The following is an 18151-nucleotide window of genomic DNA, read 5'->3' on the forward strand; positions in this document are numbered from 1 at the left end:
TGATAGTTGGGTTATTGAGTATGCGTAGAATTACTTCAGTGACGCTGGCGGCGATGATCGCCGCTAGCTGCGCCTCAGCGCAAAATACTGACGGTGCTGTCGTCGAGACCCCTGCGGGCGTGTCAGTAAATGGGTTTGTCGGCGACGGAACCGTCACACTTCTTGAAGAGAAGTTGCGTCCCGGCGGCGAACTGAAAATTCACAGTACGGGTGGATCGACCGCAGCGGCGCCAAGAGTCGTCAGCCTTCTGGAAAGGACTGATGCTACTGTCGAAACAGTGGGAAGCTGTTTCTCATTTTGCGCCCTCTACGCCGTCCTACCAGCGCGCTCTGCGCGAGTGACCGAGGGTTCCACGCTGCTCTTTCATAGTACTCCGGCCTTGTGGGAGAAGCTGCGGCGCCACAGGCCCCAACTCATCAGCGAGGGAGTTTCCGCGTTGATCGATGAGACTTCTCGCGCTTTGGGCGAAGGGCTTCGCAGGCGCGGAATAGATCCAGCAATTCTGGAATGCATCGACAATGCGACGGAGCCGAGGATTGACGAAACACGGCGACCGTTGACTGACGGGCGTCCACGCATTCCGTTCGGCAAGGAGTTCGTATGGCTGTCGCCAGCTGTTCTCGAGCATTTCGGCGTGCGGAACATTCAGTTCGAGTGGACTTTGGCCGTCGATGCGCGGGATAGCTTTGAACGAATGAACAATCTGACTGTCGCCTGGATCGATGACCCTGCTCAGTGTGCGTGACATCACGGACAGTGTTTCGATCCTCGAAGTGCCCGCCGTTGCCGGTCTGATGGAGTGTAGAGCGCTTCCTGAGCTGCAAGCGCGAATCACAGCATTGGACAACAGTTCTAGAGCGTTTATCGACACCTTTGGTCTCGAGACCCGTGCGGCCGCGATCTCGCTTCGATATCGGAGACCTGAGCATCCCCGGCTTGTAAAGAGGGTCTTCGAGCGTTCCGCGATTGAACCTCATCTTCTGTCGTCATGGCGGCATCTCGCCGATCGTCCGCTCGCCGCCGACAAGATCGCTGAGCTCGCTGGTCGGCTCTGCGGTCGAGCGGTCGGCTACGCGGCGTCGAGAATGCAAACTCATCCAGATCCATCTGGGCGCATGACCGTCTATGCGCCGCGGGCTCAACAAAATAGCTGGCCGCATTTGATCATGGCCGCAGAAAGTGCATGCAACTGCCCCATCAATTCGGCACTGGCCGCGTTCTGCATCTTTGTCGTATGCCATCCTCTGCGGGACGGTAACGGTCGGGTCGGCCGAAGTTTGATCCACGGCGGTTTGGCGAGAGCAGGGCTGATCAGTGCGCCTGTTCTTCCACTGGCGCCAGCATTCCTTGGTCGGGGCCCTCAGATCGGGGAGGTCATGGCAGCCTTTAGCGCCACGGGCCAGTGGTCAATCGCCCTCGATTGGGCTGCCGAGGTTCTCGCTGAGGCATGCGAACTGGCAGAAGCGGTTTCCCGCTTGCCGGCGAGTGCCGATCAATGAGTCGCGCTCCGGTTCCAAGGCGACAAAAGAGTTTACCCGCTACGCCGCTCGATGAGGCCATCAGGTCCTGTCGGCCCTACCTGCGCTGGGCGATTTTCTTCAGCGCCCTAGTCAACCTCCTGTTCCTGACTCCCACCCTCTACATGATGCAGGTCTACGACCGCGTGGTCCCGACGGCGGGCTTGGGCACGCTGGGACTATTGACCGGCATCGCCGTTTTCGCGCTGGCTTGCCTAGCTGTTCTGGACTGGCTTCGCGGGCGAATTCTATTCCGGGCCAGCATCAAGCTGGAGCGCCTACTTTCACAGCCGATCCTGGAGCGGGTGATCGTCGCCCGGACCGAGCGCCGCCCGACCGAGGCCGGCCTTCGGGAACTCGACCAGGTCAGAGCCTGTATCTCCGGCCCCGGCGCGCTGGCCTTGCTTGATGCGCCCTGGACGCCTCTCTATTTGCTGGTCTGCTTCATGCTTCATCCGGCGATTGGGCTCCTGACGCTTGTCGGCGGAAGCGGTTTGATCCTCTTGGCGCTCGCCAACGAGCGAGAAAACCGCGAACGACTTGCGCGTTCGATCAACAACAACGCCGCTGCTTATGCCGCGCAGGATGGAATCGCGGCTCGCGCGGAAGTTGTGCGTGCGCTCGGAATGGTCGCCGTCACTGTTCGCCGGCAACTGATGCAGCGACAGAATGCCGTTCGCCAATCCGCCGTGGCCCAGCTTACCGCCGGCGTCTATTCAGGCTGGATTCGTTTCGTCAGGTTGGCCCTGCAGGCGGCGTCCCTGTGCCTCGCGGCTTATCTCGTCGTCAAAGGCCAAATATCGCCCGGCGCGATCATCGCGTCGTCGATTCTTCTGAGCCGGGCCGTGGCACCGGTCGAGCAACTTGTTGGCAACTGGACCGCACTCGTTCAAGCGCGAACGAGCTGGAACGCTCTTTCGGATCTGTTCGGCAACGTCGGAACCGAGAACCCGCATCGCACGGGCCTTCCTCGTCCGGAGGGGCGTCTTCAGCTTCGCGGAGTATCCTTGCGCGTGGCGGATAGCCAGCCCCCCCAGCTTCGCAACCTTAACCTTGTCATCAATCCGGGAGAGGTGGTCGGCGTCACGGGCGACAGCGGTTCAGGCAAGACGTCGCTGGCGCGGGTCGCCTCCGGCGGTATTGCTCCGACAATCGGAGAGATTCGATTGGGGGGCGCCGAATATCGCGCTCGAGACGGCGACGAACTAGCCAAGTTCATCGGCTATCTCCCTCAAGTGCCGACGCTGTTCCCGGGCACCATCCGAGACAACATCTCCCGCTTCGCGATTGCCGGCGCGGTCACCAACGCGGAGATCGATCAGGGCGTGATCGACGCCAGCATCGCCGCCGGCTGTCATGAGATGATTCTTAAACTCCCCAATGCCTACGACACCGTCCTTGGGTTAGGCGGCTCGGGAGTTTCGGTCGGTCAGTCCCAGCGCATAGCTCTGGCTCGTGCACTCTATGGGGCACCTGCTTTACTCGTCTTGGACGAGCCCAATGCAAACCTCGACCGTGAGGGCGAAACGGCTCTTAGAACATGCCTCACCAAGGCCTCCGGGCGAGGGTGCGCCATTCTCTTGGTTGCGCACACGTCCCGCGTCCTAGCTCTGGCAGACCGCATCGTCGTGATGAAGGACGGCGCAATTCACAGCAGTGAACCGCGAGCCAAATCTCTGCTTGGCGAGCCCGCCCCTGACGACCGAACCGTAAGTCGATCGTGGGAGGCCGCGGAATGAGCGCCATCGAAGCCGACGTCAGCGATGCGATGGGACGGGAAGTTCGGATCGGATTGGTTGTTACAATTTGCTTCTTCGCGATCTTCTTGGGATGGGCGGCTATCACGCCCCTGTCGGCAGGCGCCTACGCTCAGGGGCAGGTGGCCGTGTCTGGCAATCGACAGGCGGTTCAGCATCGCGAAGGCGGCACCGTCGCCCGGTTGGCTGTCAGCGAGGGCGAACACGTCGCTCAAGGCCAGATTCTGATGGAACTGGCGAGCGGAGAGTTGCGCGCATCTGAGCGCGCCCTGGCGTCGCAGGTTATCGCCGGTCTTGCCCAAAAGGCGCGACTGATCGCAGAGCGTGAAGGGCATAGTCAGTTCGAAATGCCCTATGGCTTGATTGACCTGTCCGAAACAGACCGAGCGCTTGTCGAGGACGCCTTGCAAATTCAACGACGGCAGATGATCGCACGTCGAGACAGTCGAACGGCACAAGTCACAGCCCTGCGTCTACGGATCGCGCAGCTTCGCGATCAGGCCGACGGATATCGTAATCAAGCCGAGGCGAACGCCGAGCAACAGCGCCTTGTCGTCGACGAACTGGAAGGCGTTCGCGCTTTGGCCGCCCGTGGCTATGCGCCGGTCACGCGGGTTCGTGCTCTCGAGCGCGCGGCGGCGGAGCTTCGCGGTCAAGCCGGCTACTTGCGGGCAGAGGCCGCCCGAACGCAGCAGCAAAGTCTGGAGATCGACGAACAAATCCGAGCAGTCCCGACGACCTTAAGGGAGGAGGTGGCCGAACAGTTGCGCGAGATGGAAGTGCAACTCAATGACACTGTGCCGCGCCTCTTGGATCTGCGCGACCAGATCGCTCGCTCGCAAATCCGCAGCCCATCCTCAGGCGAGGTCGTCGGATTATCGACCTTCACCGAGGGCGGGGTCGTGCAGCCCGCACAGGTGCTGATGGAGATCGTCCCTGATGACGCCGCTCAGGTGATCGTTGCACAGGTCGATCCGATCTACATCGACAGTCTGTTTCCCGGACTGGCCACTGAAGTGCGGTTCCCCGGCCTGAAACGGCAGAACCCCCCGATCCTGCGCGGCCGCGTCATGCTCCTTTCGCCTGACGCCATAACAAACGACCAAACTGGGCAACGGCACTTTCGGGCGGAGATTGTCCTCCCTCGCGAAGAGCTCGCCAAGCTCGGACCATCTGCCGAGACGATCCGAGCAGGCATGCCGGTCGAAGTCGTCATCCTGACCCGTAAGCGGACAGCTCTGGCGTATCTCGTTGAGCCACTGTCCCGCAGCATTTGGAAAGCGGGCAGCGACGGTTAGGCTCTCGAGCGCTGTCAGGTTAATCGAGGCGGGCCGCAACTGTCCCCACCCGACGAAATCTCAGGCAGCTGCGGCCACCCAAGCCGCCTCGGCTCCGGCGCGAAGACGGCGGAGCGTTGGTCGGCTGACGAGATGTCTCTGGATGTAGAAGGTGTTGTAGATCGCGGCGTGTGTAGTGAGGAAACGCTGGGCTGAAGCCTGGGATTTGAATAGCTGCTGTTGCCGCTCTCGCCGGCGGATCGGCAGATGGGAGTTCTCCGCCCGATTGTTCTCCCGCAAACGGCCTGGGGAATGCAGGTGCCGAAGGCCAAGCTGGCTCAAGGCCGCTTGGTAAGACGCGAGCCCGTCGGTGACGATCTTCTCGGGCTCGACAGGTTGGTTCCGCAGCAAACGCCGGAGCAGCTTCAAGGCGGCGTCGGTGTCTCGCCGTCGCTGGACGACAACATCCAGCACCTCGCCTTCATCATCTACCGCGCGCCATAGGAACATCCGCTTCCCACCGATCGAGCAAACCACCTCGTCGAGATGCCAGCGGGGAGAAGGGGAGGGGCGAAGCTTCTTCAACCGCCGTGCGATCTGGGGTCCAAACTTGATCGTCCAGCAGCGGATCGTCTCGTAGCTCACATCGATTCCACGCGCGGCCATCAGCTCTTCAACGTCGCGAAGGCTGAGGCTGAAGCGGAAGTAGAGCCATACTGCCTGGCGGATCACCGCCGCGGGGAAGCGATGGCGCTTGAACGATAGCGGCTTCACGAATTGCGATCTCCGATCAGGCCATTAGGCGGTCTGCAGTGGAGACAAGTTAGCGTTAGACTGACAGCACCTACTCGCGGAAGTTTGCGAAGGGTTGGGATTTCGAACGACGCTGACACGCCTTGCGAAGGATGGGGGGGTTGACCTCGAGGTCGAGGCTGATGGAGCGCGTTACCTTATTGAAGTGAAGCACTGGTCCGCGCCGGCTTTGGTTGGTGCCACAGTCGTCTCGCAGTTTGCTGAGGTGGTCGTTTCTCAAGCCGCAGCAAAAGGGCTTCTTCTATCATCGTCCGGCTTTCGACCAGTGGTTCTGGCTGAAAGACTTGAGATTATTCCGTCTCGGGTGGCTCTCGGTGATGGCCGCAAGATCATCGGCCTGTGCCAGCGCTACGCTCTGAGCAGCGAGTTTGTATGGTGGCCAAAGACCGACCTTGCTGAAATTTTATTTGAAAAGACGTTCTAGGGCTGCATGACGGCCACCGGCAAGTAGAGTGTCATAAAGGTTCCAATAAACCCGAAACATCTCTTCGATACCCGCCGCGCGCTGTGACACTTCTCCCGGGCCACCTTTGATATGGATGAAGATGTTGAGCGTAGGACTCAAAGCTTTGTGCCCGGCTGCCGCAAGTCGTACAAGGTCATGACGTTCGTTGCCTCGTTGCCTCGATGCGATGATGCGCCAGTCCGTCTTCAATTAACGTAAGCGGCGATTTTCACGGCGTTTGCAAGTCGGCGGGCTCGCACAATGTGCACCTTGGTGAAGGTCAACGGGCCAGCGAATAGCTCGTGCTGCGCCCTCCGTGAGCATCCTTTTCCAAAACTTCCCGCCGGACTAGATCGCTGATATCGCGGAGCGCCGTATCGGGCGACGTCTTCGCCAGCGCCGCCCACTTGGCATTGGTCAGCTTGCCATCGAAACCGTCGAGCAGCCGGTTCAGCACCTTTCTCTGGCGTTCATTCAGCGGCTGATCGGCCAGGGCCTCCCAGAACCGGGCCTTGCGCATGACGCTGGCTAGGATTGTCTCGGCGCCGTCGAAGGCGCGGTCGAGGCAGGCGATGAACCACAGCAGCCAGGCGGTGATGTCCCGGCCGCCTTTCTGGGTCGCCTCCAGCGTCTCGTAATAGGCATTCCGCTCTGCGCGGATCTGGGCGGACATGCTGTAGAAGCGCTGTGCCGTACTCTCGGCGCGGGCCAGGGCGAGGTCGGCTATGGCGCGGGCGATGCGGCCGTTGCCGTCGTCGAAGGGGTGGTTGGTGACGAACCACAAATGGGCGACGCCAGCCTTTAGAACCGGGTCGGGGGCAGCCGTTTCGAACCAATTCAGGAAGGCTGTCATTTCGGCGTTCAGGCGGTCGGCGGCCGGAGCCTCGTAGTGGACGCGTTCGCGGCCGACCGGTCCTGAGACGACCTGCATCGGGTCGCCGTCTGGGGTGCGCCAAGCTCCGACGGTGATCTTGGTCATGCCGCTGCGGCCCGTCGGGAAGAGGGCGGCGTGCCAGCCGAACAGGCGGTCAGCGGTGAGCGGCTCGCCATAGCTCTGGGTGGCGTCGAGCATCATTTCGACGACGCCCTCGACGTCGCGATCCGCTGGGACCAGGCCGACGACATCCATGCCCAGGCGGCGAGCGATGGATGAATGGACCTGGTCTCGGTCCAGGACTTCGCCCTCGATCTCGCTGGACTTCAGCACGTCCTCGGTCAGGGTGCGGAGGACGGCCTCTTCGCGCAGCGGAAAGCCCAAGGCCTCCATGCGGCCGATCAGGCGGCCCTGACGATGGCGCACGGCGGCGAGCGGTTGGGCGAGGGCGCTGTCGTCCCAGGTCAGGTTGGGCCAATCGGCCAGTTCGTGGATGTAGGTCATATTTGCCGCGCTTCCTGCGGTGAATGTGTATGCTATTCGCCTCAAGGGCAAGATGTAATCGACGCAAGCTGTGCGGTGATTGTCGGGTCTATTCACCGCATGCCTCTCGATCAGGCCGCGAGCTGCCGGGGGCCGGAGGGTTGCAATGCGATGGACACGCCTTTCGCCGCGAGCGGCCGACCGACGAGGTCCTTCAGTCGGGCGAAGGCCGTCTGGCTGGTGCAGAGGATGCGCTGTTCATCGGGCTCCCATCTGGCGTGATCCAGGTAGCTCACCGCCGCACCTTTGCGCCTAAGTCGGCATTCGGAGAAACTGGACTGCTGTTCGACGCCCGCCTTCCTCCCTTGGCCACTAGGGACAATCCCAGCTCGCGCTGGTCTCTGTCCCACTAGGGACAATCCCAGCTCGCGCTGGTCTCTGTCGTCTCTAGTCTGCCGGTATTGAATAGCGAAAGCGCGCCTCATGTCAGCGATCCACTCGCATACAGGTATGGGACCGTCTCGGCCGGAGCAGAATGTCCCGTCGCCGGCCATGCAATTGCTGGCCGAGAGCCGGTTGGCGGGGGTGTTTGATGTCAGGGCGCTGGCGGAGGGCGTGTCGCAACTGGCGCAACTGAACGTGCAGGGGGCCGTGCAAGTCCTGAATGACCTGACGGATGTGCTGGCCCCGCTGGACCTGGCGCGGCTGACTTCGGATGTGGTCGGCGTCATCACCGCCCTCGGAGAAGGGCTCGGGCCGGTGGTAGAGGGGCCGGTTGGCGGCCTGGCTGACGGGGTCGCCGGCGGCGCTCGCGACCTGCTGGACGGGACGGTAGACACCGTGGCGCGAGCAGCGACGCCGCTGAGCTTCGATCTGACGCGGCGTATCGACGGGACGGTCGTGGGCCTGGCCCTGACGCGTCCGGAGCCGTCGGGCCTCGGCGAAGCCGTAGATCGGACGTTGGGTCAGGTCCTGTCTTTCGGATCGCGCCCGACATTGGCCGAGGTCGGCCCGGTCACTGCGACCGCTACTCTATCCGCGGTTGGTGCGGCGACAGGTACGGAGCGGACGGCGGTCGTCGGGCGCAACGAGGCGACTTGGACCCTGGGCGCACAGGGACGTCCCGTTCGGGCCGAGGCGACGCTGAAGGAGGTCTTCACCGATCTCGAGCGAAGCAGCGCCGAGACGCGGGCGCAGGGTGATGCGGAGGATCGCGGCGTCGAGGGCGACCATGGCGGGCACATCATCGGCCATCGTTTCGTCAAGGACCAGGGGTTGGACAACCTTTTCCCCCAGAACGGCGACTTCAACATCTCGGCTTACAAGACGCTCGAGAACGAGATGGCCGACTGGGTCGAAGCCGGCGCCGAGGTGCGGGTCACGATCGACCTGCTTGGCGGCGGGGATCGACCTGTGCAGGTCCGTGTCGCCTACGAGGTGCTGAGCGCCGCCAGCGGAGACATCGTCTATGAGAACACTGTCCTGTTCCGGAACCAGGCCGATCATACGTTCGATCGTACGCCGTCTTCGGATACGACGGGTCTGCTGAACGGATGAACCTGAGGAGATCGCGGTGGATCAAGACCGCGCCGACATGCTGATCGAACAGATCGGCGGCATGATCATCGCCGACGAACGCTACGCCGATCGTAAATGGTCGGCGATTTCGGTCGTGGCGGTTCTGGATGGCGGATCCAGCCAAGTCAGCGGTTACAGTTACGATCTCCAGGGACAGGCGCATGCAGGCGCGCCACGTAATACGAACTTGCACGATCTTTTCGTCGAGTTGCAGGCTGTGACGCAGGTCGACGGGCAGTCGCCTTGGAAGACCTGTCTGGTGCAGATCAAGCGCGAGGAACTGAAGACCCGGATCGAGTTCGAGTACGACGACGCAGCGCGTTGGAAGGTGACGCCCAAGACGTTGAACATCATGCCAGCGCGGCTAAAGCCCCACTAGTCAGTCCGGCCAGAGGCGACGCATCCGGTCGACGATTTCGGGGGATGGGGTGCGACCGCCCTGGGCCTCGGCGGGGGGCCAGCGACCAGCAAGGACCTGGGCGCGCACCGCCTCGGCTGAAGGCGGTGGTAGGCGCCAGCCCGCGGCCTTGAGCCGGGCCAGGACGCGGTCGCGGGCCTGGGCTTCTTCTGGCTCTCCCGGCCGAACTGGAGTGGTCGCGGCGGCGGCGATCGTGTCGCCATTTACGCCTACGGCCCATGGATCTGCGCCGAGTTCCAGCAGCAGTTCGGCGATCCTGTAGTTCTGCATGGCCACCGCGCTTTCCAGCGGCGTGCCGCCGGTGCGATCCGCGCGGTTCACATCCGCCCCATGATCCAGCAACAGGCGAACGGCGCCTAGCGAGTTGAGCGAAATCGCCTCGTCCAGCGGCCAGAAGCCGTCGGCGCGGATCGGATCGGGCCTGGCGCCGGCCTGAAGCAGCGTCAGGGCGTACCAGGGTTCCCGCGCCCGCAGAGCAAGGCTGAGCGGAACCTCGCCGTTCGGACCGTCGGGCAAAGCGCCCTTGGCGAGCAGCAATCGAACCATAGCAGGGTCGTCGCGCGATATCGCCAGGGTCAGTAGATCCAGGTCGCGGCCATCGCTGATCCGAACCAAGGCCGGGTCGGCGTCCAGCAATCGACGCGCGGCGTCTGCGTCGCCATCGCGCACGGCCTCGACCATCTGGCGGGTCGAATGACCCTGGGCGCCCAAGGCCCGGACTTGATCGGCCGTGGGCAGGGTGGTGCCGGAAACAAAGGCGCCGGCGCGGGCGTCGCAGCCGCTCATCAGGACTCCCGCAAGAACAATCGATGTGAAGACGTGTCTGGTCATCCTGACGCTCAACGGCCGGCGGGTCGAGGGCGTTCCTGCATCAGCGGGCCGCATCCAGGCTGGACTGGAACCATTCGACGCCGTGCAGGGCTCCGGGGCCGGCATCCCACCATGACTGGCCCTCGGGCGGGGTCGGTTCGATCGGGATGCGATCGCCGACGGCGGGGGCGGCGTCACCGACCGCGCCGCCCAGCAGCGCGCCAGGTAGGCCGAGAATGATCGCGCCGAGGCCGCCGACGATCAGGCGGTCGCCGCCGTCCTGAAGCGCGCTGAGCGGATCACCGCGCAGATAGAAGGCGTCGATGTCCGGGGTGGCGCGGCCGCCTGACCGAGCTGCATCGATGGTCGAGGAATGCAGGCCGGCGGCGTTGAAGGTGTCTGCCTCGTGGCCTGATGCCAGAGCGGCAGCCGAGGCCAGGCCGCCGCCCAGCGAATGGCCGGTCAGGGCGACGTCGGCGCCGACGGCGGCCAGTCTCTGTCCGATGCGCAGGGCCTTGTCATAATGCTCGGACGAGGCGCCGATCGCCTGCTGACCGTTGTTGATCCAGTCATCGCCAGTCGCCGAGCCGCGGAAGGCGACGACATATCGGGTCTCGCCGCCCTCATCGCTGACATAGACGCGGGCGCGGAAGCTGGCGTCCGGACGCTCCAACAGGTCGGGTGTCAGACGCAACCGGTCCAGATCGTCCTGGCCAGCCACACGCCAGCCGTCGGGTGGATTAGGCGTGTCGTTATAGACGTCGGCCGAAAGAGCCAGGTGAGTGCGGGCTTCGTCCAGATTGGAAACGTCGGACTTTTCCGAGGGCGCGGCGACTGCGCCGGCGTCTGAGAAAGCTTTGGGTGCGAAGGTCTGTGGGGCGGCCCAGTCCTGAGCAATACGCGGGTCGAACGTCAGGCCAGCGGAGGTCGCCCCAGTCGGAACTGTGTCGTGAACCGAGTTCTGGTTCTGGAACGATGTCGCGCCGATCCGGTCGATCTGCATGGCCGCCTCCCGATAACTATGGGAGCGATGCTAGCGCGGGTCGGCGAACCGCGATGCTGGGGTCTTCCCTAGTCGGGCTGATAGGCGGCGGCGCGGAAAGCGTCGTCAAAGGCCGAGCGGGCAGGGCGGGGCAAATCGGCGACGGCCGCAGACAGCCAGGCTTGCAGGTCGTCGCTGGCGGCCGGAGCAGAACGGCCGGTTCCCCTGGAGAAGGCGGCAAGGGCGTCCGGGTGCGACGACAGAACGGCGCCGACGCCGCCCGCGAAGAAGCCGGCGTCCTCGGCGTGGGGATACCAGACGGCGCCGTCCTGATTATCGGGACGGGCAAGATCGTCGCCCCGGTTCAGGATGAGGGTCAGCTGGCGGCCGAGATTTTCGGCCTGTCCCTGTTCGACCATGGCGGTCGCATAGCGGCGCAGGGCGGACTGGCCGCCGATATCACGTTCCAGCCGGTCGATGACGCCGACGGGATCGGCGTCGAAGGCGGCGATCAGGGCCGGGAGGCTGGACCGGTCGATGTCGGCGCTCGCCGCAATGAATTCGTCAGTTGCTACAGGCGTCGCCGGTGACGGAGAGACGGCCTTGTTTTGTTCACAGGACATCAGGGTCATCGCCGTCGCAGCGATCAGGATCAGTCGCGGAGATCGCAAGCGGCGTCCTTTCGGATCGATGGAGAGCGAGCTGTCAGTTCAGCGGAATCCGCGTCACGGACTCCCAACCCTCATTGTAGCTGACTTCTGCAGGACCGTCATAGGGTCGACCGTCGGCCGCCGTGGGCGTGGTCAGGTCCACGATGCTCTCGAACAGGTCCGCCTGGCCGCTCTGGTATTCGCTCAGGGCCGTATCCATGGCCTGTTCGGTAAGCCAGCCCGTAGCGTCGCCGACGCCCGGCCCCGGGAGCTTGCCGGTCGCAAAGCCGAAGATTGTCTTCAGGGTATCGACGTTCTCGGCGGCGCTCTTGTTCACGCCCTCGAACGCCTGATGCAGGGCGCCGGAGAAGTAGCCCATCCGTTCGGCGGCCGGGAAGAAGACGCCGCCGTCCTGTTGCGTCGAGGCGGTGAAGCGCGACAGCAAGTCGCCGCTTAGGTCATTGCCGCGCGCCAGCTGATCGACCAAGCCGCGGATGGTCTCGGCCCCGCCCTCCTGACCCAGGGTTTCCTGCAGGAAGGCTGTCATGCCCTTGCCGGCTTGATAGTCCTGCTCCAGCGCCTCGACCACGCCGTTGACATCGGACTTCAGCAGCCCTTCCAGGCTGGAGCGGATCTGGTCGGCGGCCTCGCCCGAGCCGACGGTGGGGGTGAAGACGCCGTTGGCGCCGGAGACCGTCTCCATCTGGCGGCCGGCCAGTTCGAACACGCGGGCCTTCAACTCGGCGTCGGTGCTGGTGGCGGCGGCGTCGATGACATCGCCAAGAGGGCCGGCGTCATAGGAGTAGGTCGGCGCGCCGCCCGACATATTGGCGTACATCACCTGTTGGGTCGCCGCCTCGAACACGCCCGACAACTGGGTGTCGCTCAGCTTGCCATAGGCCGCGCCCAGGGCGGTCTGGTTTCCGCCCAGACTGGACAGAACATTGGCGACCGCCAAGCCTTCCGTATCGCCCAGATCGCTGATCATGACGCCGCCAAGGCTGTCGTTCTCGGTGATTTGGGCGGCCAGCTCTCCGACGAAATCCGTCTTTACATCGGCGGTGGCGTGGGTGGCTACGCCTTGGGCCAGTTCCAGCTTCTGCTCGCGGTTGTCATAGGCGTTGTAGAGGCGTTCCAGCTGGGTCGCATCCAGGGAACCGCCGAGGTCGGCGTGCAGGTCGCGGCGTTCATCCACGCTGAGACCTTCCCCCATGCCAAGGACGCCGCCGCCGTTGTCGAGCTCGCCGGTCCATTTGTTCAGCTCGGCGTCGGACAGTTCGGAGATGACGGCGTTGCGCTCCTCGGCGTTCAACCCCGCCAGGGTTTGGTTGATGTCCTTCAGGTCACCGTGGGAAACGTCGTTGAACCAGCCTTCCTCAAGCCGGTCGCGGATCGTGCCGACCGCCTGATCGACCCGGCTGGTGGAGACCGTGCTGGCTATGGGTTGCGAGGGCGGCGCGGCCACATAGCTGGACGACGAAACGGGAGTGGCGGTCATGGAAGACTCCTGGATGCAGTTCCCGGCGCTTGGCGCGAGTTTCGTGCAGAGCCTAGGCGGAGGTGTCGGCCCGGATAAGTCAGGGGCGTCCATAGCTAGGGACAACCCCTATGGGGTCGGCCGGCTTATGCGGGCGGCTAGGGAAATCCCCGATTTTGTCGCCGCCCGATCGGATCAGAATAACGGCACGGATCAATGCGTCCCTGTTCTGGAGCCGTCTTATGTCCGTCACTGCCTCCGCTGCCTCCAGCGTCTCTGGCGTCAACCCATTAAAGGCCATTCCATGAAACGACGGATGAGTTTCGCCCGGTCGATGCCGGTCGCGGTTCTGGTGATCGGCCTGTCGGCCTGTGGTCAGCCGGCGGCGGCTGATCGCCCCGCTAACGAGGCTGCGGCGGATGCGGCCCCGAAGGCTGAGGTGTCGTCTCCGGTCGCATCACCCGTGATCGCCGGCGCCTATAGGATGGAGGGCGCGCGGGTCGGCGACCTGACGCTGGAACAGGCTTCGAGCGGCTGGAAGATTCGCCTGCGGGGCGGCGTGCCGACCGATATGGGCGCTTCGACCCCGGCGGATTGCGAACTGCAGGCCGAAGGGTCGCTGGCGGGTGATCAGATCAACGGCGCCGTCGTGCCGTTCGAAGGCGACATCAGCAGCGTGACCGCCCAAGACCTTCAAGGGCATGCCTATGTGGTGACGGTGCGGATCAGCGGCGAGACCGCCAGTGTGACGACCGACTATGACGGTTGCGGCATGGGCGCCGATCTCAATGGAGACTACAGGCGCGCGACCGGTGGCTGAAACCGGCGCGGTCACGGCGGCGGGCGGGGTCAACGCGAACAGCGGCCCTTCCGACGCGCGTGATGTCCGGTCGCTGGCGTCCAGCGTCGCTTTTAAGGCCATAGCGGGACTGGCGGGGGCGGTGCTGGAAGGCGCGGCCCAGCCGGACCCGGGCGAGAGCATGGATCGGGGCGTGGCCCTGTCGCAGGTCTGGGCCGAGCAGGGCCAGCAGGGCGGGGCTGTGGTCGCTGGCGACATGCGTATCCTGGCGGCCCAGACGGGCCAGGCGGTCGCTGGACGGTTGAGCGCCGTGTCGCCGATCGAGACCGGGAAGATCGACCGCGCCATCGCCGACTTCGTCCGCGCTCTTCAGGTTCATGCCGCAGCGGTTCCCCACATTACAGCGCCCGCCTTGGTCGAGCCTTTGGCGCGCGCCCTGGCCGCCGGTTTCCTGCGCGAGGAGGGCCCGATGTCGTCCCGCTCCAGCGCGGTCGAGCAGTTCGTGCGAATGGTCGAGACCTCGACGGAAAGCCTTTGTCGCAGCGAATGACGAAAACCCCGCGATCCGGGGGCGGATCGCGGGGTTTCGGGCGGCGACGTCCGACGTTCGGCGGTCAGCGCGCCTGGATGAGGCCTTGGGCAAGGCGTGATCCATTTCTTTCGCCGACGTCCGCAGCGGACACGGCTTCGGCCATGCCGGTCAGGACGCCAGCCAGAAGCCAGGAGCCCAGCACGCTGCGCATGGCGTCGCTGAAGGCCTGGAGCGTTTCAGGCAGACCGTCATTGCCAATCTTGGTCAGGTTGAAGTCGTTCTGGCCGACGGCCTGTTCGGTGATGCCGCTGGTCCAGCCCGACGATGCGCCGTCGTTCTCGCGAATGGTCAGGCCGTCGCTGAATGCGGCGTCCAGGGCGTAGCCATTGTTGCTCATCGAGATGGACAGGTCGCCCAGCTGATTCTGGCTGACGCCGTCGATGATCATGGCCTGGTCGCCGCGTGTGATGACCAGTTGGCTGGTGACGGTGGCGTCGGGGTTCGGACCGAAGGGTTCGGTGTTGATGGTGATCTTGGTCCCGTTCTCCAGCTCCAGGGTCATGGTGTCCCAGAAGTCGCCGACGTGCTGGCCGTTGTAGTTGAAATGGGGGTCGCCCCAGATCTGGGTGACATTGCCCTGGGCGTCGCGGACGACGAACTCGGAGTTCGCCTCGTTGATCTCCAGCGTATAGCCGTCGCCCAGATCGACGGTCGCCTTGCCGTCCTGAGGCATGGAGGCCGAGAAGGCGGGGGCGGCGGGCTGGAAGGCGCCGGCCATCATCGTTCCCATCTGGAAGGCCATCTGGGTGAAGTTGGATGCGGTCGCCAGACGGTCGGCGACGGCCCCCAGCACCAGCGTGCCGACGGCGTTGGAGAAGGCGGTGTTGATGTTGGTCATCGGTGGGCCCCACGGTTGAGATTGCGTGGATCGACAAGATCATTTCCAGCGACGCCGTTGTAGCTGGGGCGGTCCCCATCAGGGACGACCCTAGCCCCTCATACCCCTGCGGCGCGGCCCATGGATTTCAGCACGTTCAGCACCACTTCGCGGCGGCCTACGATCTCGTTCAGCAGGGTTTGAACCAGGCCGGTCATCATGATCAGTATGATCAGCGTCGCCAGCCATGACTTGATCGACAGGGAGAGGGAGAAGACGTTCAACTGCGGCGCATAGCGGTTGACCAAGCCCAGGCCCGCATCGGTGATGAACAGGATCACAAGGGGCGGTGAGGCGAACAGGACCGACAGGGTCATCAGCCGTGTAAACTCGCCCTCGAACAGGCTGAGGCTGCTCATGGTCAGGACCGGCGTCAGGCTGCCGATCGGCCATATGACGAAACTGTCCAGAATGGTGCCGACAAGCATCAGCAGCCCGCCCGAGAACATGAAGACGAAGTTGGCCAGTCGGCCCAGGAACTCGCCGTTCAACGAGGTCTGGTGTCCGCTGAGCGGATCGACCACCTGGGCCATTGTGGCGCCGACCTTGGTGTCGATGATCTGGCCCGCCGCCTCGAAGGCCCACAGCATGGTGGCGAAGAAGAAGCCGATGACGATGCCGATCAGGGCCTCCTTGCCGAACAGCAGAATCCATTCGACGACCGGCAGGGTCATCTGCATGACCTGCGGCTGCATGGTCAGGACCGCCAGTCCGAAGACCAGGAAGATGGAGTTCCTGACCATGGCCGGGACGGTCTGGGGCGACAGCAGCGGCATCAACAGGAAGGCCGTTGCGATACGCGTCGTCGACACCGCCAGCAGGATGGCGTTGTCGAACAGGTTCTCCAGACCGCCGAACACCTAGCGGCGCACCAGGGCCGGGAACTCGGTGAAGATGCGGTCGCCGAACTGATACAGGCTGCCGCCCAGCAGGGCGGCGGTAGCGAAGAGGGTCAGGACGATGGCGAAGAATTTGGCGGTGTACTGAAGCGTCTGTTCCTGGATCTGGGTCGCGGACTGGACCACGGCCACGATCAGCCCGACCACGGAGGCGGCGATGATCGGCGGGGCGGACAGGAAGAGAACGAGCCAGAGCGCCTGATTGACGATCTCGATGGCCTGGGCGTTCATCATGGGGCGTCTCCTTCAGACGTAACTGAGCACAAGGCCGTGGGCCAGCTTCACCCAGCCGTCGATCAGGACGAACAGGAGCAGCTTGAACGGCAGGGATACGGTGGTGGGCGACAGCATCATCATGCCCATCGCCAACAGGATGTTGGAGACCACAAGGTCGATGATCAGGAACGGCAGGAAGATCAGAAAGCCGATCTGAAACGCGGTCGCCAACTCCGACACGGTGAAGGCGGGAACGACGACCAGGAAGTCGCGGCCGGTGATCTCGGCGCGCTTTTCCGGGGCCGAGATGCGCTGGGCCGTGCGCAGGAAGAAGGCGCGCTCGCGGTCGGACGAATGTTTGATCAGGAACTCGCGCAGCGGTTCCTTGGCCTGGTTGGCGTAGGAGAACAGTTGCTGGGTGTCGCTGAGGGCGGCGGTCGGCGGCATGTTGTCGGTCGCCTCGGCCATCTTCTGACCGACCGGGAACATGACGTAGAGCGTCAGGATCAGGGCCATGCCGTTCAGCACGATATTGGGCGGCACCTGTTGCAGGCCCAGCGCATTGCGCAGCAGCGACAGCACCACGACGATCTTGGTGAAGGAGGTCACCATCACCGCGACGAAAGGCGCGAGCGCCAGCAGGATGACGGTGACGAGGGCCGAACCGGGAGAGAACTGCGACAGATCCATGGTCAGTGCGTCTCGCTGTTTTCGGCGATCGTCTCGATCAGTACGGCGTGGGCGTCCCCCAGCGACACCAGCCGCCCGCGCGCGAAGCCTCGGCCGGCACTGGACAGGGTGACGGCGAGGTCGACGGGCAGGTCGGGCAGAGGCAGGACCGAGCCGGGCACGAGACCGGTCAGGGCTTTCAACGACACCGCCGTCTCGCCCAGATCGACCGTGACGGCGACGCGCGCATCCGAGGCTGGAACGAGATCGGGCGCTGTCGCCGTGGGCGGCGCGACGTCCGATGGGGCCTGATCGGTCATGCGGCTTTCCTTGGTCTGATGGGTGAAAAGTCGGGTCGTCGGGGAAAAGAGGCCGACCGCCGTTCCGGCCGCGCCCTGGGCGGACAGGCGCAGACGCCAGCCGCCGTCGATGATGGGGAGCAGCACCAGGTCGCCAGGCCGCAGGGCGCCGATCTCGGCAGGAGAGAGGAGTGGACCCTCGGCCTGAAGACGAACAGGCAGGGGAATGTCCAGCGCCTGGAAGGCATCGCCGGCGCGGCGCAATCGCCGCGCCACGCTGGGCGCCAGCGACAGGCGCGCGGCGTGCAAGGGGCGTCCGTCCGCGTCGGCCAAGCCGACCGTGATCCGCACGGCCCCTGCCAGATCGACGCGGGTGACGCCCTCGGGTCGCAGGGCTTCGGCGCCGGCGTCTTCCAGCGTCCTGAACAGCGGCTCCAGCAGGGAGACGACGGACAGCAGGGCGGCGTGGTCCTGGCTGGTGAAGACCGCGCCGTCCGCCATGAACGGCGCGACCTGGATCGGGCCGTGCGGGGTGGAGAAGGCGACCTGGTCCACGACGCTATCGGCGTCGGCCTGGGTCTGCGGCGCGGCCGAGACGGTCAGTCTATCGACGACATGGCCGTCCAGCGCGGCGAGGGCGGCGTTGACGCCCAAGGCGGAGTCTTCGTCCAGACGCGGCAGGCGGGGCGGGGCGTGTTCGGCAGCATCCACCGCCATG

The 18151-nt window shown here is 64.4% G+C and carries 20 protein-coding genes and 1 pseudogene; 9 read left to right on the top strand and 12 right to left on the bottom strand.

All coding sequences use genetic code 11. The features are described 5' to 3' along the window. Positions 1-20: 20 nt before the first annotated feature. The 4 genes from ACK4MH_RS02755 to ACK4MH_RS02770 are packed head-to-tail and all read left to right on the top strand — an operon-like array spanning position 21 to position 4573. Positions 21-746 (top strand): hypothetical protein, encoded by a 726-nt coding sequence (locus ACK4MH_RS02755; RefSeq protein ID WP_409714415.1) that lies wholly within the window; start codon positions 21-23, stop codon positions 744-746. Next, positions 724-1500, top strand: a complete 777-nt coding sequence (locus ACK4MH_RS02760) for a hypothetical protein (protein WP_409714418.1) — start codon at positions 724-726, stop codon at positions 1498-1500. The genes ACK4MH_RS02755 and ACK4MH_RS02760 overlap by 23 nt, the downstream gene beginning before the upstream one ends. Further along, positions 1497-3257, top strand: a complete 1761-nt coding sequence (locus ACK4MH_RS02765) for a type I secretion system permease/ATPase (RefSeq protein WP_409714421.1) — start codon at positions 1497-1499, stop codon at positions 3255-3257. Before ACK4MH_RS02760 ends, ACK4MH_RS02765 begins: the two co-directional genes overlap by 4 nt. Then, positions 3254-4573, top strand: coding sequence for an HlyD family type I secretion periplasmic adaptor subunit (locus tag ACK4MH_RS02770; protein WP_409714424.1), 1320 nt, complete (start codon positions 3254-3256; stop codon positions 4571-4573). Before ACK4MH_RS02765 ends, ACK4MH_RS02770 begins: the two co-directional genes overlap by 4 nt. A gap of 60 nt (positions 4574-4633) precedes the next feature. Here ACK4MH_RS02770 and ACK4MH_RS02775 read toward each other — a convergent pair whose 3' ends face one another. After that, a complete protein-coding gene (locus ACK4MH_RS02775) occupies positions 4634-5326 on the bottom strand; it encodes an IS6 family transposase (protein WP_409714427.1) in 693 nt (230 codons plus the stop codon). A 79-nt stretch (positions 5327-5405) separates the two neighbouring features. On the opposite strand from ACK4MH_RS02775, the pseudogene ACK4MH_RS02780 reads away from it, so the two are divergent. Continuing rightward, positions 5406-5789: pseudogene (locus ACK4MH_RS02780) on the top strand (restriction endonuclease); the annotation flags it as partial. A gap of 301 nt (positions 5790-6090) precedes the next feature. Here the strand turns inward: ACK4MH_RS02780 and ACK4MH_RS02785 are convergent. Then, entirely contained in the window at positions 6091-7188 is a 1098-nt protein-coding gene (locus ACK4MH_RS02785) for a Fic family protein (protein WP_409714429.1), read from the bottom strand. Positions 7189-7298: 110 nt separating this feature from the next. Further along, positions 7299-7463: a hypothetical protein gene (locus ACK4MH_RS02790; RefSeq protein ID WP_409714432.1), complete on the bottom strand. Its 165-nt coding sequence runs from the start codon at positions 7461-7463 to the stop codon at positions 7299-7301. A 256-nt stretch (positions 7464-7719) separates the two neighbouring features. On the opposite strand from ACK4MH_RS02790, the gene ACK4MH_RS02795 reads away from it, so the two are divergent. Continuing rightward, positions 7720-8724: a DNA/RNA non-specific endonuclease gene (locus tag ACK4MH_RS02795; RefSeq protein WP_409714435.1), complete on the top strand. Its 1005-nt coding sequence runs from the start codon at positions 7720-7722 to the stop codon at positions 8722-8724. Between the two features lie 37 nt (positions 8725-8761). Continuing rightward, positions 8762-9124 (top strand): hypothetical protein, encoded by a 363-nt coding sequence (locus ACK4MH_RS02800; RefSeq protein WP_409714438.1) that lies wholly within the window; start codon positions 8762-8764, stop codon positions 9122-9124. Here ACK4MH_RS02800 and ACK4MH_RS02805 read toward each other — a convergent pair whose 3' ends face one another. The 4 genes from ACK4MH_RS02805 to ACK4MH_RS02820 form a co-directional block, all read right to left on the bottom strand. Continuing rightward, positions 9125-9949 carry an ankyrin repeat domain-containing protein gene (locus tag ACK4MH_RS02805; protein ID WP_409714441.1) on the bottom strand — a complete coding sequence of 275 codons (825 nt, stop codon included), beginning with the start codon at positions 9947-9949 and terminating at the stop codon, positions 9125-9127. It lies immediately after the preceding gene. An 85-nt stretch (positions 9950-10034) separates the two neighbouring features. Beyond that, positions 10035-10976 carry a hypothetical protein gene (locus ACK4MH_RS02810; RefSeq protein WP_409714444.1) on the bottom strand — a complete coding sequence of 314 codons (942 nt, stop codon included), beginning with the start codon at positions 10974-10976 and terminating at the stop codon, positions 10035-10037. Between the two features lie 68 nt (positions 10977-11044). Continuing rightward, on the bottom strand, positions 11045-11578 hold the full coding sequence (locus ACK4MH_RS02815) for a hypothetical protein (RefSeq protein WP_409714447.1): 534 nt from the start codon (positions 11576-11578) through the stop codon (positions 11045-11047). Positions 11579-11660: 82 nt separating this feature from the next. Then, complete coding sequence (locus tag ACK4MH_RS02820) at positions 11661-13103, bottom strand: hypothetical protein (protein WP_409714450.1); 1443 nt, start codon at positions 13101-13103, stop codon at positions 11661-11663. A gap of 283 nt (positions 13104-13386) precedes the next feature. Between ACK4MH_RS02820 and ACK4MH_RS02825 the strand changes: the two genes are divergently transcribed. Beyond that, complete coding sequence (locus ACK4MH_RS02825; protein ID WP_409714453.1) at positions 13387-13902, top strand: hypothetical protein; 516 nt, start codon at positions 13387-13389, stop codon at positions 13900-13902. Next, positions 13895-14431 carry a hypothetical protein gene (locus ACK4MH_RS02830; RefSeq protein ID WP_409714456.1) on the top strand — a complete coding sequence of 179 codons (537 nt, stop codon included), beginning with the start codon at positions 13895-13897 and terminating at the stop codon, positions 14429-14431. Before ACK4MH_RS02825 ends, ACK4MH_RS02830 begins: the two co-directional genes overlap by 8 nt. A 64-nt stretch (positions 14432-14495) precedes the next feature. Here ACK4MH_RS02830 and ACK4MH_RS02835 read toward each other — a convergent pair whose 3' ends face one another. From ACK4MH_RS02835 to ACK4MH_RS02855, 5 genes are all read right to left on the bottom strand, one after another. After that, positions 14496-15311 (bottom strand): DUF1521 domain-containing protein, encoded by an 816-nt coding sequence (locus ACK4MH_RS02835; RefSeq protein ID WP_409714459.1) that lies wholly within the window; start codon positions 15309-15311, stop codon positions 14496-14498. Between the two features lie 98 nt (positions 15312-15409). After that, positions 15410-16210, bottom strand: coding sequence for a type III secretion system export apparatus subunit SctT (gene sctT, locus ACK4MH_RS02840; protein ID WP_409714462.1), 801 nt, complete (start codon positions 16208-16210; stop codon positions 15410-15412). Next, positions 16211-16483, bottom strand: coding sequence for a type III secretion system export apparatus subunit SctS (gene sctS / locus ACK4MH_RS02845; protein WP_409714465.1), 273 nt, complete (start codon positions 16481-16483; stop codon positions 16211-16213). A gap of 12 nt (positions 16484-16495) precedes the next feature. After that, positions 16496-17155, bottom strand: coding sequence for a type III secretion system export apparatus subunit SctR (gene sctR, locus ACK4MH_RS02850; protein WP_409714468.1), 660 nt, complete (start codon positions 17153-17155; stop codon positions 16496-16498). A 2-nt stretch (positions 17156-17157) separates the two neighbouring features. Further along, positions 17158-18150: a FliM/FliN family flagellar motor switch protein gene (locus ACK4MH_RS02855; protein ID WP_409714471.1), complete on the bottom strand. Its 993-nt coding sequence runs from the start codon at positions 18148-18150 to the stop codon at positions 17158-17160. Position 18151 lies beyond the last annotated feature (1 nt).

The organism is Brevundimonas sp., assembly GCF_046295075.1.
Taxonomy (GTDB): domain Bacteria; phylum Pseudomonadota; class Alphaproteobacteria; order Caulobacterales; family Caulobacteraceae; genus Brevundimonas.

Excerpts from the sequence above, each read along its gene's own strand:
- ACK4MH_RS02810 (WP_409714444.1), bottom strand. The coding sequence starts at position 10,976 with ATGCAGATCGACCGGATCGGCGCGACATCGTTCCAGAACCAGAACTCG.
- ACK4MH_RS02760 (WP_409714418.1), top strand. The coding sequence starts at position 724 with ATGACCCTGCTCAGTGTGCGTGACATCACGGACAGTGTTTCGATCCTC.
- ACK4MH_RS02825 (WP_409714453.1), top strand. The coding sequence starts at position 13,387 with ATGAAACGACGGATGAGTTTCGCCCGGTCGATGCCGGTCGCGGTTCTG.
- ACK4MH_RS02765 (WP_409714421.1), top strand. The coding sequence starts at position 1,497 with ATGAGTCGCGCTCCGGTTCCAAGGCGACAAAAGAGTTTACCCGCTACG.
- ACK4MH_RS02800 (WP_409714438.1), top strand. The coding sequence starts at position 8,762 with ATGCTGATCGAACAGATCGGCGGCATGATCATCGCCGACGAACGCTAC.
- ACK4MH_RS02755 (WP_409714415.1), top strand. The coding sequence starts at position 21 with ATGCGTAGAATTACTTCAGTGACGCTGGCGGCGATGATCGCCGCTAGC.
- sctR (WP_409714468.1), bottom strand. The coding sequence starts at position 17,155 with ATGGATCTGTCGCAGTTCTCTCCCGGTTCGGCCCTCGTCACCGTCATC.
- ACK4MH_RS02855 (WP_409714471.1), bottom strand. The coding sequence starts at position 18,150 with ATGGCGGTGGATGCTGCCGAACACGCCCCGCCCCGCCTGCCGCGTCTG.
- ACK4MH_RS02805 (WP_409714441.1), bottom strand. The coding sequence starts at position 9,949 with ATGAGCGGCTGCGACGCCCGCGCCGGCGCCTTTGTTTCCGGCACCACC.
- ACK4MH_RS02815 (WP_409714447.1), bottom strand. The coding sequence starts at position 11,578 with ATGTCCTGTGAACAAAACAAGGCCGTCTCTCCGTCACCGGCGACGCCT.
- ACK4MH_RS02820 (WP_409714450.1), bottom strand. The coding sequence starts at position 13,103 with ATGACCGCCACTCCCGTTTCGTCGTCCAGCTATGTGGCCGCGCCGCCC.
- sctS (WP_409714465.1), bottom strand. The coding sequence starts at position 16,483 with ATGATGAACGCCCAGGCCATCGAGATCGTCAATCAGGCGCTCTGGCTC.
- ACK4MH_RS02835 (WP_409714459.1), bottom strand. The coding sequence starts at position 15,311 with ATGACCAACATCAACACCGCCTTCTCCAACGCCGTCGGCACGCTGGTG.
- ACK4MH_RS02785 (WP_409714429.1), bottom strand. The coding sequence starts at position 7,188 with ATGACCTACATCCACGAACTGGCCGATTGGCCCAACCTGACCTGGGAC.
- ACK4MH_RS02795 (WP_409714435.1), top strand. The coding sequence starts at position 7,720 with ATGCAATTGCTGGCCGAGAGCCGGTTGGCGGGGGTGTTTGATGTCAGG.
- ACK4MH_RS02770 (WP_409714424.1), top strand. The coding sequence starts at position 3,254 with ATGAGCGCCATCGAAGCCGACGTCAGCGATGCGATGGGACGGGAAGTT.